Consider the following 16,597-nt stretch of genomic DNA (forward strand, 5'->3'; position numbering starts at 1 on the left):
GTGAGGGCGGCGGTGGAACGCCGCCCTCCTTGGCAGTGCCGGGTGCGATGACCTCTGCTTCCGTTCCTGACATGGCGCTTGCTGTCGCGCATGGGCATGCGATCTTCCTCGACTGTGCGCTGGACCGCTATTTCGCGCTCTCGCCGACAGAAAACGACGCGCTGCTGAGGTTGCTGGCGGGCGAGCCGATCTCGGATCGCGCGCGGCGAGCGTTGACCGCGGCCACCGGAATCGAGGCCAATACCCAGAACTTTCGCGCATTGATGGCGCCCCGATCGAGTCGCCCGCTGGTCGAACGCGGGGTTCCCGACGACCCGTCCGGCTGGACGGTTCGTCTGTCGGCGATCTACCATCTCGTCGCCGCCCGGCTCGCGATAGGCCTTGGCGGTTTTCGTGCTGCACTCCTCCAGCTCGCGCGGATCGAGGCCATGCCGGCGCGCTCCAGCACGGCAATGGCTGAGTGCCGTGATCGCATCGTCTGCGCGCATGACTGGTTGTCGGGACACGCGACCGCGCACGATGCCTGCCTGTTGCGCTCGCTTGCGCTGGCCCGCCACCTTCGATCGGCTGCATGCGCCGCGCAGCTGGTGATCGCGGTCAGGGCCGAGCCGTTCTCCGCGCATTGCTGGGTCCAGTCAGACGATCGGCTGCTCAACGAGGAGATCGACCACGCCGCGTCGTTCGAGCCGATTCTCGTCGTCCAATGAGCGCGCGCTACATCGCCGTAGCAGGCCATGATTGCGACGCGATGCGTAGCGCGTCGCAGCGGGCACCTGGCCTGACCATCGCCCTCGATCTTCCGACGTTAATGCTCGTATGCGATCCCCGCACCGACCGGGTCGACCTCGGTAGCGAACGCGGAGCCATCATCGGCACGCTGTTCGACCGCCAGACGGGTCGTCCGGCGTCGCGTCTTGCGGAATCTCAAATCGATGACTGTCACCATAGCGGCGGCGCGTTCCTGATCGATCATTATTGGGGAAGCTACATCGCGTTCCTCGTGGATGAACGCGGCGGCGTCACCATCGTCCGAGATCCATCCGGCGCTACCGCTTGCTATGTCTCGTGCCTGGGGACGGCCCATGTGGTCACGTCGGACGTCCGGACCTGTACGTCGCTCGGCCTGGTCACCGGCGAGATCGACTGGCGGGGCGTAGCCGCACACCTGCTCTGGCCGGATCGTCGAACACGTCGCACCTGTATCGAGGGCGTCGGGGAGCTGATGCCGGGGTTTCGCCTGACCGTCGGAGAGCGGAGACCACGTGCCGACCAGGCATGGACGCCCTGGCACTTCACCTCGAGCGATCGGCGGATCGACGATTCGCGAGAGGCTGCCGAGGTGGTTCGCAGAGCGGTAGCCGATACCGTCGGTGCCTGGTCCGATCGTTACGCCCGGCCTCTGGTCAGCCTGTCGGGCGGGCTCGATTCCTCGATCGTCGCGGCCTGCACCACGGGTGCCGCAGCGGCGGTCACGCTCGCGACCCACGAGCCGCTCGGAGACGAGCGGCAATATGCAAGGGCGGTCGCTGACCGGCAGGAACTCGACTTGATCGAACAGCAGATGAGCATCGAAGCGATCGATCCGCGAAGATCGCACGCGGCGTCGTTGCCGAGGCCGGTGTCGCGCCTGTTCGCGCAGGCGTTCGATCGAATCTGGGCGGAGACGGTCGCGACTACCGGAGCCAGCGCGCTTTTTCATGGCGGCGGCGGCGATAACATCTTCTGCTATTTGACATCGTCGACGCCGTATCTGGACGCCTGGTTGGCTGGTCAGCCGCACGACGTGCGCCGGGCCGTGCTCGACAGCCTGTCCGCGATGACGCAGGTGTCGCGGTGGCGGATCCGGCGAGCGGCGCTGCGCAAGGCCTTGGTCGACCGGGGACGATTTCACTGGCGTCGAAACCCGCGCCTGCTGACGCGGGCCGCGATCGACCGGGCTGGTCTGCCCGAATGCCATCCATGGTTTGAAACCATCCCCGCCGCCACCCTGCCGGGAAAGCAGGCTCATGTTGCCGGTCTCGTCGGGATTCAGAACTACCTCGAGGCGGTGGTGGCGCCCCAACAAGCAGCAGTGATAGCGCCGCTGATGTCGCAGCCCGTCATCGAGGCCTGTCTGCGGGTCCCGACATGGCTCTGGTGCCGTGCGGGCATGAACCGCATGGTCGCCCGCGACGCGTTCCGCGACCGATTGCCGGCCGCCGTGATCGACCGCCGGGCCAAGGGAAGTCCGGGTGCGTTCGACGCCCGGATGGTGTCGACACAACGGGGGGCGATCCGAGCAATCCTCAACGACGGACATCTGGCGGCGAAAGGCCTGATCGATCTTGCCGCCATCGATCAGGCGCTCGGCACGCAAGGCCCCTTGCGCGGGGATGGCTATCTTCGGGTGACCGCGCTGGTCGATGTCGAAGCCTGGGTGCAGAGCTGGCTCGGTACGCCGTCTTTTGTCGGACCGGGGCAGAGCTGAGCGCGAAGCGCGCGCCAGCGTGCGAGCTCTTCGGCACTGGCATCGTCCTCGTCCTCGCGGCCCTGCAGCCAGAAGTCGAACCAGGCGAGATTGCGCCGGTACATCGCCAGCCGATGGGCCGGTTGCCCCGTTATGTGCGGCTCTCCTGGAAAGACGTAGACGTCGATCGGGGCGTTCGCCGCTTCGAGCGCGGAAATCGCGCCGAGCCCGGCGAGATATTCCTCACCAGGAAATTGCACGAGGATCGGTGTCCGCAGGGTCGTGGCATTGGGCGCAAGGGCGATCGGCTCGTAGAACGACCTGGCGGCGGGGCCATCGAACGGAAAGCCGTAAGCGGCGAACGCCGTGCGCAACGCCGGCCCGCCGACCTCGAACATGAAGCGATCCCATACCGGCGAGCCCAGCGACGCCGTCGCAAAGAGGTGACTGTTGTTGAGGGCGTAGACGGCACTCGACGCGGCGTCGCTGACACCGGCGATGCCGAGGCGCCGCATGTCTATCGAAGCGTGCGCCCTGGCTTCGGCGATGCCGGCCATCAAATTGTCGAACTGCAATTTGCGCGCATGATAGTCGGTGATGTCGAGACGCACTGCCTCGGCGGGCGTCCGGACAGACGGATCGGAGACGAGTGACGCATAGTCGGGCGCGTTTTCGACACTGAGCACGGCAAAGCCATGGGCGGCGAACGCGAGGATCGGAAATTCGTCACCGATCGCGCCCTTGAGAAAGCCTCGCGTGCGATATTGGACGATGATCATCGGATAGCCGGCCGATGGTGCCGCGCTTCGCGGCAGTACCAGGTCGCCATAGCCGTGCACGTTCAGCGGATCGTTCCAGTGGAGACGCTCGACCCGCGGAAGGGCATGGCGAGCAAAGCCGGGATTGGGATCGAAGATGATCGACTGTTGCCCCGTTTCGAGGCTGAGCGACCATAAGCGCCGCGGCTGCAGCGATGCTTCGCGTCCACAAATCAGCAAACCAGCGGCCACGTCGCAGCCCGCGAGAAGATCTTCGGTTGCGAATATGCGCTCCGGCGGCGCTCCCGGCCGCCAGCGGTAAACAGCCGTGACGCTGTCTCCCCATCCTTCCCGTCGCAGAAACAGAAAGTGTCGCCCATCGGCCCAGAGATTCGTCAGATAGCCGGAACAAGCGGGCGCGTCGCAAACAACCCTGGTGCCATCGACGCTCGCGAACAGGTTGATGACCGGCTGCCAGCTGGAATGATCGGCGGGAACGAGCCACGCACGCGCCCCGCCGGGCAGACTTGCGGTGGCGACAGCGTCCTTTTGCTCTCCGGATGCGGACGCCGGATCGAGCAGCGTGCGCTCCGCGTCGGTCGCTGGCCGATCGCGGGCTGTCGTCAGCAAGACCGTGCGATAGGAGATCGGGAGCGCCGCCGGGGGCTGTGGTCGCGGAGACGTCGTCGGCACGACGCGGGCATCATAATGGTAACCGCGAAGCGCTTCGCGGTCGGTCGCGGCACGAAATGCCGCCAGCCCGGCCCGGGTCGAGTAAACCAGGGCCTTCCCGTCGGCCGACCATGCGAAATCGATCACACCGCCTGGGGCATCGGTCAGGAACCGGCTGTGACCGGTCTTTGCGTTCACGCCGAGAACCTGGACGATGCCATGCCTGGCCGCCAGGATGGCAACCGTGTCGCCATCAGATGACCAGCGGGGTGGGTTGGCGCTGATCAGGCCGTCGTGCGCGAGCACGCCGCGCATTTCATAAGGCTGATGAAGCGGCTGCACGTCGAGCGGAATCACCTTGGGCGCAACACCCGCGCGGCGGGAGGTGATGACCAGCGCCTGGCAGAACCGGTTGCGCGCCGGATCGGCGCGGCGGATGACGAGCGCGATTCTTGCGCCGCCGGGCGACACGCCGAACGCCGGTCCCTGATTGGTGCTGTTGTCGCTCTGCCCGAATTCCCGCACCGCGCTGAGATCGTGCGGGGTAACGGCGATCCCTCGGGCCGAGGCGACCGGCGACGCAGCGAACACGGCGCAGTCGGTGGCGTGCGCCGACGAAGCTGCGCAGCCGAGGGCAAAGGCTGATCCCAATCCGACGAGGCGGCCTTGGCGACGCGGTGATGTGCCGCTTACCATTTGTGCGACACCTGAAGCCCGAGAACCCGGCCGATCGCCGAATAATTGGTCGTGTCGTAAGGCGCGGCATAGACGAAGTTGGTCGCGATCGGTGCCGGCATGGCATCGAACAGGTTGCGGACACTCACCGAGAGCGTCGTCCCGCTCAGGATGCCGGGCGTCGACAGTGACAGACGAGCCGAGAGGTCGACGGTCGTCTGTCCATGAACTCTGACGGTCGCTGCGGTTCGCTCGTCATCGACACCGCCAGCGTAATTGACGAAGCCGGCAACCGTCAGATCGGAGATCGACCAGGTCGCTCCCGCCCGCCCGCGAAAGCGCGGCGGATTGAACAGCGTACCCGCCAGGGGGATCTCGGGAGCGGAAGGGATGATCCTGCGGCGACTGGTCAGGTAGCTGGCGTCGATCGCAAGGTCGAGCGACCGGCGGGTGCCCATGTCGATCCGGTAGCCCGCCACCGCGTCGACACCCTCGGCATGCTCGCGCGTGACGTTGTGATACCCCTGGTCGATGATCGCGACGAGCTGCGCCGGGTCGAACGGCCGCCCGGTCTGATTGCTCAGTCCGCCGCTTGCGCCGGCCAAGGCGGCCGCGACCTGCTCGGGCGATGGCGAATAACTGATGAAAGCGGCGTAGAGGGGGTTGCCCAGTGCGTTGAACACGCTTTGCACCGGAACCTGCACGCGGTTCACGAAATCCACGGCGAAATAGCTGAGCTCCAGGTGCGCGCCGGATAGGCCAACGGGGTGGACGGCTACCGTCGCCGACCAGGTTTGTGCCCGCTCCGGGCGCAGGAAGAGATTTCCGCCACTGAAGATGCCGATCGTCGATCCGGCGGGATAGCTGGAATAGCCAAGATCGGTAGCGTTCAGGACGGTAAGCGTGCTCGGCGAATATTGCTGGAAGAGCGTCGGCGCCTTGAACGATCGGCCCCATGTCGCCTTCAGGTCCAGGCCTGGCACCGGCGTATAGACAAGCCCGAGCTTCGGGCTGAGAACGCCGTCGCGGCCGTAGCGTTCATACCGTCCGGCGAGGTTCAGGAGCAGCTGCTGGAGTCCGGGGACTGCGTTCCGCGACGAAATGAAAGGCAGAGCAAGTTCGCCATAGCCGAAAGTCGTGGTCCGACCTCGATCGAAGTCGGCATATCCTGTCTCGAGGTAATGAAGGTCTGCACGGCGAACGCCGGCGCCGACGGCGAGCCGCGCGGATCCTCCGGGCATGTCGAACAGTGGCCCCTCGGCGTTGATGCCGACCGAGGCCATCCTATTACAGATGCATCCCGCAAACCGGGAGAAGACGGCGCCGGCCGAATAGCCGAGCGAATCAAACTTCAGGCGGTCATCGCCCCACAGACCGTCGAGCGTGATCTGCCAAGCGGGCGAGGCGTCGATCACCAGGCGCGGCGCAAATTCCAGCGACCTCGTCGTGGACGTGTCGGTTTGCCCAAAGTCCAGGCTGGTCCCGGTAGCGGTATAAGGCGTCTCGCCAGATGAGCGCCGCGAGGAATAGAGCGCGTCCATTTCGAACGTGATCGCGGGGACGAGCTGCTGGTGCAGTGTGGCGACGACGCCCTGATGGCTCTGGTCGCGCACGAGCGTCGAGGAAGGGGCGAGCGATCGAGTGATGTCGCGCTCGCCGGCAACGACCGGGTCCGAGTGATCGAGATCGACCGTGACCAGCCCGCCACCGCCATCCCAGCTGGATCCGGCGGTGGCCGTATAAAGTTGCCGGACGCCGCCGCCATCGGTCGGAACGTCGACACGCGCGCTGGTGTCGAGCCCGCGATAGTCCCGCTTCAGGATGACGTTGGCAACCCCGCCGACCGCGTCGGACCCGTAGAGCGCCGACGCGCCGTCGGGCACGATCTCGATGCGGTCGACCGCCGCCAGCGGGATCGACGAAATATCGATGCCCTGGCCGGTGCCGTCGTATGAAAGGCGATGTCCGTTCAGAAGGGTGAGCGTCGCATCCGCTCCCAGCCCGCGCAGGTTGAGGTTCGAGGCCGCGTTCTGATTCTCGCTGGCGCCCGTAACGCCGAGCCCTACCTCGGGGTTCTGGCCGCCGCCAAAGCTCTGCGGCAGGGAGCGCGCGACATCGCCGAGGTCGGACTGGCCGGCGTTCTGGATCCGCTGCGCTGTGATCACCTGGACCGGCGAGGCCGACGCTTCGCCCCTGATCCGTGATCCCGTAACGAGGATGTCGCCACCCGACGCACCGCCCTGATCCGCCGTTAGCGGTCTGTGGACGAGGATGGCATCGTCGCGAAACTCGGCGACGAGACCGCTTCCGACCAGCAGGCGTCGAACCGCCTCGTCGGCGTTCATCCGGCCATCGAGGCGCGGCGACGTCCTGCCCTGGGCGGCATCCGCAGCAACGATGATTTCGCGTCCCGTCAGGCGTCCAACTTCGGTGAGCGCCCGGTCGAGCGGTTGCGGCTCAAGCGAGAATTGGACGCTTGCCGCGGTCGCCTGCGCGGCGACGGCGGCCGGACAGGCGAGCATGCTGACGATCAAACAGGCTGTGAACGACGGTCTTGCCATTGTGCATCTCTCCCCCTTGCGCAGGAAGCGCGCTGGAGGAGATGACGCACCGCGGGGTCGCCCCCTTAGGGCAACAAACCGAATTTATTTCGGAGGCTGGCGACGCAGCACGATGATTCCAGGTGTGCTTTCGTCGACCGTCAGTCCGAACACCTCTGCGAGACGGGTGCAGAGGCGCCTTGCATCGACGATGCGGAAGGTCCCGGACACCCTCAGTCGAGCGACCGCCGGGTCGGGGATGACGATCTTGTCGACGCTATAGCGATTGGCAGCGGCAACCACGTCGGACAGGGGCGCGCGGTCGAAGATCGCCAACTGGCGCGTCCAATCCGCTTCATGACCGATCGCCTCCGGCGCCGGCAGATCGGAATGCGGCGCGACCACGAGCCGCTGGCCGGGTTCGAGCGTGACCTGCCGTCGCGCTGATCGACCTTTCCCGGGTTCGAGGCGGCTCACGTCGATCGCGCCGCGCAGCAACGCGACTTCGATGCTCCCGTCATCGCGATAGCCGACGTCGAAGACGGTACCGTGAGCGACGACGCGGTCGTTTCCCGCGATCACCGCGAACGGCCGGCCGTCGTGACTGACCTCGAAGCGCGCACGGCCTCGTTCGAGCCGAAGATATCGGGACGTGCGGTCGAAGCGAACCGACAGGAGCGAATCGCTGTCGAGCGTCACCACCGACCCATCGGCGAGCGGGATGCGCCGCATTTGGCCGATGACGCTGACATACTGGGTAGCGCCCCTGCTTCCGGCCGGTGTCGTCGGCGAACGGTCGCCAGCGACGCCCCAAACGACGAGCACGAAGAACATCAGGATGCCGCCCAGCATGCCGGCGCGAACCGAGCTTTTTTTGAGGAAACCCAGAGTGCCTTGCGGCTCGTCCTTCAGCACCTTTCCCGCCGAGAACGTCTCGGCGATGCGATTATACGCCGCGCGGTGAAGCGCGCCGCGCGCCAGCCAGGCCTCGAAAGCGCCGCGATGCTGTTCCGCTTCAGGACCACGCATGCGCGCGAACCACGCCGCCGCTTCCTGGCGCAGCTGCCCCGCATCGCCGTCGCTGTCTTCCTGCCCCGTCATTGCCGCAGCGCCTCATCGAGATGAACGAGGGCGCGCATGATATGGTATTCGACCGTACTGACCGAAATGCCGAGGCGCGCCGCGATCTCGGTATAGGTCAATTCATCCACCCGGTGCAGGACAAAAACTTCGCGCGTCCGGGGGGTAAGGTGCTGCACCGCATCGCGATACTGTCGATGAAGATCTTCCACCTCGAGGGCGTCCTCCTGTTCGGGCGCGACGCTCGGCAAGTGTATCTCGTCCAGCAGTGCGACGGTCGACGGCCGGCATCGCGCTCGCCGCGCTCGGTCGACAACGAGATTTCGGATGACGCGCCGCAGATAGGCTTCGGGCGCCCCTTTGATCTCGTCGCGGCGCAGCGTCACGAGACGCTCGAATGCGTCCTGCACGACGTCGGCGGCTTCTTCCGCGTTGGCGACATGACGGCGGATCCGTCGCGCAGCGCGAGGACGTTCCCGCTTGAACAGGTCGGCCAGCCAGGACGCAGCGGGCGGTGATTGCCGCTTCACATCGTCAGCCACGGGGGCGCGCCCGAAGATGCGGCGTGCACCGCGCCGCGTGACCCAGCAAAGGCATGGACACCTCGAAACGAAAGCAGGGCAGCACGGTGAACGAGGCGTACCGCGCTGACGCTTGGCACTCCTGGACGGCGCGCTGCTTGTGCTGCCGGACCCTCTGGTCGGGCGCGTTTCAATCAGCCGGAGAAGAAAGACTGCGTGGTGCCGACGATCTGCTCCGCATCCGGACCATGCGTTTCAGGCGGGCTCGATGCAAGTGTTTCCGATGCATCACCATCGGGCACGATCGTGCCGCGCTTGCCGGCATTCGATCGACGGGCGCGATGGCCTGGTGCCGGGCGATACCATCGAACGGGAAGCGCGTTACGGGAAGCGCGCCGCTTTCGAGTGTCCCCACAAGAGCCGCCACTGTCCCCGGCCGGTCCCTGCCCATCGACCGGCACACCTGAGACATTAGGGCCGAGCCCGCAGACACTGATGTCGGCAAAAGCGGGTCGGAGCCCGCATGACGCCCACCAAGCTTCTCATCGGCCAGATGATCGCGGTCTTCGCCGTCGTGATCGCGGGTCTCTGGTTCGCCACTGAATGGGCGGCATGGAAACTGGCCTGGCAACCGGAGCTGGGAACGCCCTGGTTCGTGGTTGGCGATTGGCGGGTCTATCGCCCCTGGTCGATCTTCCCCTGGTGGTATCATTTCGATGCCTACGCGCCGAATGTCTTCGATCGCGCGGGCGCGATCGCCGGGAGTGGTGGCTTTGTCGGCTGCGGCGCGGCGATATTCGGGTCGCTCTGGCGGGCAAGGCAATCCCGCGATGTCACCACCTATGGCTCGGCCCGCTGGGCAAGCCGGAGAGAGATTTCCCGCGCCGGACTGCTCGACGACGCTGGCGTGTTCCTGGGCAAGGCGGAAGGCGCTTATCTTCGTCACGACGGTCCGGAACACGTCATGGCGTTCGCGCCGACGCGGTCGGGCAAGGGGGTGGGCCTCGTCGTGCCGACCTTGCTCGGTTGGACCGGCTCCGCGATCGTCCACGACATCAAGGGCGAGAACTGGCAGTTGACCGCCGGCTGGCGCGCCCGCTTCTCGCACTGCCTGCTGTTCAACCCTACGGATGCCCGTTCGGCGCGCTACAATCCGCTGCTCGAAGTCCGGCGCGGCGCCAACGAAGTCCGCGACGTCCAGAACATCGCCGACATCCTGGTCGATCCCGAAGGCGCGCTCGAGCGCCGCAACCACTGGGAGAAGACCAGCCATTCGCTGCTGGTCGGCGCGATCCTCCACATCCTCTACGCCGAAGAGGAGAAGACGCTGGCGCGGGTCGCGACCTTCCTCTCCGATCCGCAGCGCAGCTTCGCCGCCACGCTCAGGCGGATGATGACCACCAATCATCTGGGCGACGACGCGCAACCGGTGGTTCATCCGGTCGTCGCCTCGGCGGCGCGCGAGGTGCTCAACAAGAGCGAGAACGAACGCTCGGGCGTGCTGTCGACCGCGATGTCGTTCCTCGGCCTGTATCGCGATCCCACCGTCGCGGCCGTCACCTCCGCGTCCGACTGGCGCATCGCCGACCTGGTCGACGCAGCGCATCCCGTGTCGCTTTATCTCGTCGTGCCGCCCTCGGACCTCAGCCGCACCAAGCCGCTGGTCCGCCTGATCCTCAACCAGATCGGCCGCCGCCTGACCGAACATCTGCACGCAAACCCCAAGGATGGCGTCACCACAGGCCAGCACCGCCTGCTGATGATGCTCGACGAATTTCCGGCGCTCGGCCGGCTCGACTTCTTCGAGACCAGCCTCGCCTTCCTCGCGGGCTACGGCGTCCGCGCCTTCCTCATCGCGCAGAGCCTCAATCAGATCGAAAAGGCGTACGGCGAACACAACGCCATCCTCGACAATTGTCACGTCCGGGTCGCCTTCTCGACCAACGACGAGCGCACCGCGAAACGGATCTCGGATGCGCTCGGCACCGCGACCGAGCAGCGGGCGATGCGCAATTATGCCGGCCACCGGCTCGCGCCCTGGCTCGCGCACGTCATGGTCAGCCGTCAGGAAACCGCGCGCGCGCTGCTGACGCCGGGCGAAGTCATGCAGCTCGCGCCCCGCGACGAACTCGTGCTGATCTCCGGCCATCGCCCGATCCGCGCGCAGAAACTGCGCTATTACGAGGATCGCCGTTTCACCGCTCGCGTGCTGCCCGCGCCGGTTCTCGGTGCAAACACCTATACCGATCGTCCTGCCCCGCGCGGCGACGACTGGGCGGGACAGGTTCGCGACACCGACCTGCGCCTCGCCGCGAGCAGCGATGACCACGAAGGCATCGATGCCGACGGGCGTGAACAGGCCCGTCATCCCGGCCAGGAGCAGGAGCCCGCCATCGTCATCGAACCCGACGTCAGCGACCCGCTGGGGCTCGGCGAGGACGATGGCGATCAGGCGGCGGAGCGACGCGCGATGGACCGCGCCCAGGCTGCCGGACCAGCGCGCACCGCATACGGGCTCGAAACAGCATCGAGCCGGCCCGACGATCTGCAGCTGGGTCTCTGAACGATGGAACGCGCCAAGAACCAGGTCCGTTACCAGCTGTTCCTGCCCCGGCCGCTGTCCGACCGTCTCGAAGCGCTTGCCTCGAAACCGGGTGCGAGCAAGTCGGCGATCCTTGCCGATGCCGTCACGGCATGGCTCAACCGCCGCGGGACCAGCGACCTCGAAGACCGGTTCGCTATCCGGCTCGACCGCCTGACCCATGCGATCAGTCGGATCGACCGCGACAGCTTTGTGATCCTCGAGACGCTGGCGCTGTTCATCCGCTTCGAGCTCGCGATCCAGACGCCGCTCGCGGAGAACGACGCCGCCGGGCGCGCGCTCGGTGCCAAGCGGTTCGAAGCGTTCGTCACGCAGGTCGGGCGACAGGTCGCGACGGGTCGCCGGACCCTGGGAACCGCCGAGACCGACGAGGTGGCACGATGAGCGGCTCACCCATCTCGGGAGAGCGCCGGCGCGCCATGCTGCGCACCGCGATGGGACCAGCCATCGTCGCAGCGCTCTCTGATCCTCGAGTAATCGAAGTGATGGTTAACCCCGACGGAGCGCTTCGTGTCGACATGCTCGGTGAAGGGCGCGTCGATACCCAGGTGCGGCTCGAGGCGCCGCAGGCCGAGCGCATCATCCGTCTCGTCGCCAGTCATGCCCGCAGCGAAGTCCATGGCGATCGGCCGATCGTATCTGCCGAGCTGCCGCCCCACGATGGCAGCGCGGGCGAACGGTTCGAAGGGGTGCTGCCGCCGGTAGCGCTTGCGCCGTGCTTCTCGATCCGCAAGCCTGCTGCGCGGATTTTCACGCTGGCCGACTATGTGGCCGACGGCATCATGTCGGGCGACGCCGCGCGCATCCTCGCCGATGCGATCGTGGAGCGCCGCAACGTGCTCGTGGTCGGCGGCACGTCTTCGGGCAAGACCACGCTCGCCAACGCGTTGCTCGCCGAGATGGCGCAGCTCGACGAACGTGTGATCCTGATCGAGGACACGCGCGAACTTCAGTGCGACGCCCCCGACGTGGTCGCGCTCAGAACGCGCGCCGGCTGGGTCACGATGGCGGATCTCGTGCGCTCGACCCTGCGGCTCAGGCCCGACCGCATCATCGTCGGCGAGGTCCGCGGCCCCGAAGCGCTCGATATGCTGAAGGCCTGGAATACCGGCCATCCGGGTGGGATCGCGACGGTACACGCCAATTCCGCGCGGTCGGCGCTCTACCGGATCGAACAGCTCGTCCAGGAGGCGGTGGCCAGCGTGCCGCGTCCGCTGATCGCCGATGCCATCGATCTCGTCGTTTTCATCGCCGGACGTGGCCTTGCCCGCCGGGTCGAGACCATTGCCCGCGTCGCCGGCCTCGATGCGCAAGGCGGCTACGCCCTCGTCGACATCATCCCGCAGTCCAAAGCCCGAGGAGACTGACCCATGTATTCGCTTGCCCTCAAGTTGCCCGGCCCGCGTACCTTTTCCCTTTCTGGCGCGGCCATCGGTGTCGGGCTGATGCTCTCGAGCCGGGCCTGGGCCGCGGGCACCGGCATGCCATGGGAGCAACCGCTCCAGCAGGTACTCGATTCGGTCCAGGGGCCGGTCGCCAAGATCATCGCCGTGATGATCATCATCGTCACCGGCCTGACGCTCGCGTTCGGCGAGACCGCGGGCGGCTTCCGACGCCTCATCCAGATCATCTTCGGCCTGTCGATCGCGTTCGCCGCGTCGAGTTTCTTCCTTTCCTTCTTCAGCTTCGGCGGTGGGGCGCTGATCTCGTGAGCGCGCCCACGCATCACACAGGCCATAGCGAGGGCTTCGAGGTCCCCATCCACGGGAGCCTCGGGGCGCCGGTCCTGCTCGGCGGTGCCCCGCGCGGCCTCGCGATCGTCAACGGCACGCTCGCCGCCGCGATCGGTCTCGGCCTGCAGCAATGGATCGCCGGGGTCGTCGTCTGGGCGGTCGGTCACAGCGTCGCCGTCTTCGCCGCGCGGCGCGATCCCGCTTTCGGGCCCGTGCTCGTCCGTCACCTGCGCCAGCGGAGCTATCTGTCATGCTAGCCTTGCGCGAATATCGCCAGAACGCCGACCGGCTTGCCGACCATCTGCCCTGGGCGGCGCTGGTCGCCGACGGCGTGGTCCTCAACAAGGACGGTAGCCTGCAGCGAACCTTCGCCTTCCGCGGGCCCGATCTCGAAAGCGCAACGGAAGCGGAACTTCTCGCCGCCTGTGCGCGGGCCAACAATGTCCTGAAGCGCTTCGGCACCGGCTGGGTGCTCCACTTCGAAGCCGAGCGCCGCGAGGCGCTGGGGTATCCGGACAGCACCTTTCCCGACGCCGCCTCGTGGCTGGTCGACCAGGAGCGCCGGGCCCGGTTCGCGGCCGAGGGCAGCCATTACGAGAGCCGCTACCACCTGACGCTGACCTGGCTTCCCGCGCCCGATGGCGCCGATGCCGCGGGCCGTTCGCTGGTCGATCGGCCGGGTGCCGATGCCGGTCGCGACTGGCGCGGGGCGCTGGCCAATTTCGTCGCGGAGACGACCCGGGCACTCGATCTGTTCGCCGCCTTCATGCCCGAGGTCCGCGCGCTTACCTCAGACGAGTTGCTGACGTACCTGCATGGCTGCATTTCGAACCGGCGTCATCCGGTCGCGATGCCCGAGACGCCGATCTATCTCGATGGCCTGCTCGCCGATGCGCCGCTGGTCGGCGGCCTCGAGCCGAAGCTCGGCAATCGGCATCTGCGCACGCTCACCGTCACCGGCTTTCCCAATATGAGCCGGCCGGGGATTCTCGATGCGCTGAACGAAGCCGATTTTCCCTATCGCTGGGCAACGCGGTTCATCGCCCTCGACAAGGCCGACGCGACGAAATTGCTGACGAAACTGCGTCGGCAATGGTTCAACAAGCGCAAGTCGATCACCGCGCTGCTGCGCGAGGTGATGTACAATCAGCCGGCGCAGCTGCTCGACTCGGACGCCGACAACAAGGTCGCCGATGCCGACCTGGCGTTGCAGGCCCTGGGCGGCGACCATGTCGCGTTCGGCTACCTGACGACCACGATTACCATTTCGGACGCCGATCGCGCCCGGGCCGAAGACAAGGTCCGTGCGGTGGAGCGGATCGTCGGCGGCCTCGGATTCATCACGATCCGCGAGGGCGTCAATGCGGTCGAGGCCTGGCTTTCCTCGCTCCCCGGTCATGCCTACGCCAATGTCCGCCAGCCCATCGTGCATACGCTCAACCTGGCTCACCTGATGCCGCTGTCGTCGGTCTGGGCTGGCCCGATCCGCAACGCGCACCTCGACGGCCCGCCATTGCTGACCGCGCAGACGTCAGGCTCGACCCCGTTCCGCCTGTCGACCCATGTCGGCGACGTCGGGCACATGATGGTGGTCGGCCCGACCGGCGCGGGCAAGTCGGTGCTGCTTGCCCTCATTGCGCTCCAGTTCAGGCGATACGCGCGAAGTCAGGTGTATATCTTCGACAAGGGCCTGTCCGCGCGCGCCGCCGTCCTGGCGATGGGCGGCGCGCATCATGCGCTGGGTTCCGGCGAGGTCGACGGCGAGGCACTGGCCTTTCAGCCGCTGATGCGCATCCATGACGCGGCCGAGCGCCGCTGGGCTGCCGAATGGATCGGCGCATTGCTCGAAGCCGAAAGGCAGGCCGTCACCCCCGAGGTCAAGGACATGCTGTGGTCGGCGCTGACCAGTCTCGCCTCCGCGCCGACACAGGAGCGGACAATGACGGGGCTCAGTCTTCTCCTCCAGTCGAATGCGCTCAGGACCGCGATCCAGCCCTATACGCTCGACGGACCGCATGGTGCCCTGCTCGACGCGGCGGAGAGCGGGTTCGCTCTTGCCGATGTCCAGTGCTTCGAAACCGAGGCGCTGCTGGGCCAAACGAGCGTCGTCGCGCCGGTGCTGACCTATCTGTTCCATCGACTGGAAGAGCGGTTCGATGGGCGGCCGACGCTGCTCGTCCTCGACGAAGCCTGGATCTTCCTCGACCATCCGCTGTTCGCCGCGCGCATCCGCGAGTGGTTGAAGACACTGAGAAAGAAGAACGTCGCGGTGCTGTTCGCGACGCAGAACCTCGCCGACATTGCCGACAGCGTCATCGCACCCGCCATCATCGAGAGCTGCCCGCAACGCATCCTGCTTCCCAACGACCGGGCGATCGAACCGCAGTCGCGCGCAGCTTACGAACGCTTCGGGCTCAACGACCGGCAGGTCGAACTCGTCAGCCACGCAACGCCCAAACGGCATTATTACCTGCAGTCGGCGCGCGGCAATCGGCTGGTCGAGCTCGACCTCGGCCCCATCGCTCTCGCACTGTGCGGCGCCTCCGACCCCACAAGCCAGAAGCGGATCGACGCGATCCTCGCCGAACACGGCGCTGCCGATTTTGCCGCCCGCTTCCTCGAATCCGCCGATCTCGGCTGGGCCGCCGAGTTGCTCGGCCGATTCCCGACGCCCGGGCTTTCCCCCCTCCCACCCGAAAGGAGACCTCCAGTGACGAAGAAACACCGCCTCGAAAAGTATGTCATCGCCGCGGCACTGGGGCTGGGCGCCACCGGCGCCATGGTCACGGGCATGATCGTGACGCCGACGCCGGCACGAGCACAATGGACCGTGTTCGACCCCTCGAACTACAGCCAGAACCTCCTGACGGCGGCCCGCACGCTCACGCAGATCAACAACCAGATCCGGATGCTGCAGAGCCAGGCGCAGAGCCTGATCAACGAGGAGAAGAACCTGACGACGATCGGTTTTCCGGAGGTGCAGCAGCTCCAGCAGAGGATGCAGCAGATCGACCAGCTGATGGCGCAGGCGCAGGGCATCCAGTTCCACGTCGCCGGCCTCGACCAGCAGTTGAGCGCGCAATATCCGACCAGCTTCGACGCGGCCCTGACCAACGACTATCATGTGATCGACGCTCGCAAGCGCCTCGACATGTCGACGGCGGCCTACAGGCAGACCATGGCCGTCCAGGCTCAGGTTGTGGAAAACATCGCCGCCGACCAGGCCGCGCTCGCGAGTATCGTCGACCGCAGCCAGGGTGCCGAGGGCGCGCTGCAGGTCGGTCAGGCCACCAACCAGCTCCTCGCGCTCGTCGCCAAGCAGCAGTTCCAGCTCCAGACGCTGGTGGCGGCCCAGTTTCGTGCCGACGCGATCGAACGCGCGAACAGCAATCAGTCCCGCAGCGACGCGCAGAGCGCGGCGGCGAAATTCCTCGGATCGGGACGTGCCTACACGCAGCACTAGCCCTTGTGGCGGGCACTGACCGACAGGCGCCGGCAATGCGCGCATGATTGTCGGCGCCGCCGCGGGGCCCCTTCGCCCCCAGGCCATGCCCCCGGCCAACGGGGGCG

General features: G+C 66.6%; 12 protein-coding genes and 2 pseudogenes. 9 read left to right on the top strand and 5 right to left on the bottom strand.

From position 1 onward, the window contains the following. The first annotated feature begins 47 nt into the window (after nt 1–47). Both K7G81_RS13705 and K7G81_RS13710 read left to right on the top strand, forming a co-directional pair. Nucleotides 48–707 (top strand): lasso peptide biosynthesis B2 protein, encoded by a 660-nt coding sequence (locus tag K7G81_RS13705; RefSeq protein WP_223031383.1) that lies wholly within the window; start codon nt 48–50, stop codon nt 705–707. After that, nucleotides 704–2,467, top strand: a complete 1,764-nt coding sequence (locus tag K7G81_RS13710; protein WP_223031384.1) for an asparagine synthase-related protein — start codon at nt 704–706, stop codon at nt 2,465–2,467. Before K7G81_RS13705 ends, K7G81_RS13710 begins: the two co-directional genes overlap by 4 nt. On the opposite strand, the gene K7G81_RS13715 is transcribed toward K7G81_RS13710, so the two are convergent. From K7G81_RS13715 to K7G81_RS13730, 5 genes and pseudogenes are all read right to left on the bottom strand, one after another. Then, nucleotides 2,377–4,467, bottom strand: a complete 2,091-nt coding sequence (locus K7G81_RS13715) for an Atxe2 family lasso peptide isopeptidase (RefSeq protein WP_223031385.1) — start codon at nt 4,465–4,467, stop codon at nt 2,377–2,379. The two genes, K7G81_RS13710 and K7G81_RS13715, sit on opposite strands and share 91 nt — an antisense overlap. Before the next feature lie 98 nt (nt 4,468–4,565). After that, nucleotides 4,566–7,112 (bottom strand): TonB-dependent receptor, encoded by a 2,547-nt coding sequence (locus K7G81_RS13720; protein WP_223031386.1) that lies wholly within the window; start codon nt 7,110–7,112, stop codon nt 4,566–4,568. A gap of 84 nt (nt 7,113–7,196) precedes the next feature. Further along, nucleotides 7,197–8,006: a FecR family protein gene (locus tag K7G81_RS13725; RefSeq protein WP_369412121.1), complete on the bottom strand. Its 810-nt coding sequence runs from the start codon at nt 8,004–8,006 to the stop codon at nt 7,197–7,199. 33 nt (nt 8,007–8,039) lie between these two features. Then, nucleotides 8,040–8,192 (bottom strand): annotated as a pseudogene (locus tag K7G81_RS18065) (FecR/PupR family sigma factor regulator); the annotation flags it as partial. Next, nucleotides 8,189–8,713: an RNA polymerase sigma factor gene (locus K7G81_RS13730; RefSeq protein WP_223031388.1), complete on the bottom strand. Its 525-nt coding sequence runs from the start codon at nt 8,711–8,713 to the stop codon at nt 8,189–8,191. The gene K7G81_RS13730 and the pseudogene K7G81_RS18065, both read right to left, overlap by 4 nt. A gap of 502 nt (nt 8,714–9,215) precedes the next feature. Here K7G81_RS13730 and K7G81_RS13735 point away from each other — a divergent pair. The 7 genes and pseudogenes from K7G81_RS13735 (at nt 9,216) to trbJ (ending at nt 16,490) form a co-directional block, all read left to right on the top strand. Further along, nucleotides 9,216–11,255: a conjugal transfer protein TraG gene (locus tag K7G81_RS13735; RefSeq protein WP_223031389.1), complete on the top strand. Its 2,040-nt coding sequence runs from the start codon at nt 9,216–9,218 to the stop codon at nt 11,253–11,255. Nucleotides 11,256–11,258: 3 nt separating this feature from the next. Next, nucleotides 11,259–11,678, top strand: a complete 420-nt coding sequence (locus tag K7G81_RS13740) for a CopG family transcriptional regulator (RefSeq protein WP_223031390.1) — start codon at nt 11,259–11,261, stop codon at nt 11,676–11,678. Further along, nucleotides 11,675–12,661 (top strand): P-type conjugative transfer ATPase TrbB, encoded by a 987-nt coding sequence (gene trbB, locus K7G81_RS13745; protein ID WP_223031391.1) that lies wholly within the window; start codon nt 11,675–11,677, stop codon nt 12,659–12,661. The genes K7G81_RS13740 and trbB overlap by 4 nt, the downstream gene beginning before the upstream one ends. Nucleotides 12,662–12,664: 3 nt before the next feature. Then, the gene (locus K7G81_RS13750; RefSeq protein WP_223031392.1) at nt 12,665–13,006 is read left to right on the top strand and encodes a TrbC/VirB2 family type IV secretion system protein; all 342 of its coding nucleotides are present in this window, start codon (nt 12,665–12,667) and stop codon (nt 13,004–13,006) included. Beyond that, nucleotides 13,003–13,284, top strand: a complete 282-nt coding sequence (locus K7G81_RS13755; RefSeq protein WP_223031393.1) for a VirB3 family type IV secretion system protein — start codon at nt 13,003–13,005, stop codon at nt 13,282–13,284. The genes K7G81_RS13750 and K7G81_RS13755 overlap by 4 nt, the downstream gene beginning before the upstream one ends. After that, nucleotides 13,278–15,701 (top strand): annotated as a pseudogene (gene trbE / locus K7G81_RS13760) (conjugal transfer protein TrbE); the annotation flags it as partial. The gene K7G81_RS13755 and the pseudogene trbE, both read left to right, overlap by 7 nt. A gap of 105 nt (nt 15,702–15,806) precedes the next feature. After that, a complete protein-coding gene (gene trbJ / locus K7G81_RS17850; protein ID WP_255587095.1) occupies nt 15,807–16,490 on the top strand; it encodes a P-type conjugative transfer protein TrbJ in 684 nt (227 codons plus the stop codon). Nucleotides 16,491–16,597: the final 107 nt, after the last annotated feature.

The organism is Hephaestia mangrovi, assembly GCF_019880555.1.
In the GTDB taxonomy this organism is placed as follows: domain Bacteria; phylum Pseudomonadota; class Alphaproteobacteria; order Sphingomonadales; family Sphingomonadaceae; genus Sphingomonas; species Sphingomonas mangrovi.

Excerpts from the sequence above, each read along its gene's own strand:
- K7G81_RS13705 (WP_223031383.1), top strand. The coding sequence starts at position 48 with ATGACCTCTGCTTCCGTTCCTGACATGGCGCTTGCTGTCGCGCATGGG.
- K7G81_RS13710 (WP_223031384.1), top strand. The coding sequence starts at position 704 with ATGAGCGCGCGCTACATCGCCGTAGCAGGCCATGATTGCGACGCGATG.
- K7G81_RS13720 (WP_223031386.1), bottom strand. The coding sequence starts at position 7,112 with ATGGCAAGACCGTCGTTCACAGCCTGTTTGATCGTCAGCATGCTCGCC.
- K7G81_RS13735 (WP_223031389.1), top strand. The coding sequence starts at position 9,216 with ATGACGCCCACCAAGCTTCTCATCGGCCAGATGATCGCGGTCTTCGCC.
- K7G81_RS13740 (WP_223031390.1), top strand. The coding sequence starts at position 11,259 with ATGGAACGCGCCAAGAACCAGGTCCGTTACCAGCTGTTCCTGCCCCGG.
- trbB (WP_223031391.1), top strand. The coding sequence starts at position 11,675 with ATGAGCGGCTCACCCATCTCGGGAGAGCGCCGGCGCGCCATGCTGCGC.
- K7G81_RS13750 (WP_223031392.1), top strand. The coding sequence starts at position 12,665 with ATGTATTCGCTTGCCCTCAAGTTGCCCGGCCCGCGTACCTTTTCCCTT.
- trbJ (WP_255587095.1), top strand. The coding sequence starts at position 15,807 with ATGGTCACGGGCATGATCGTGACGCCGACGCCGGCACGAGCACAATGG.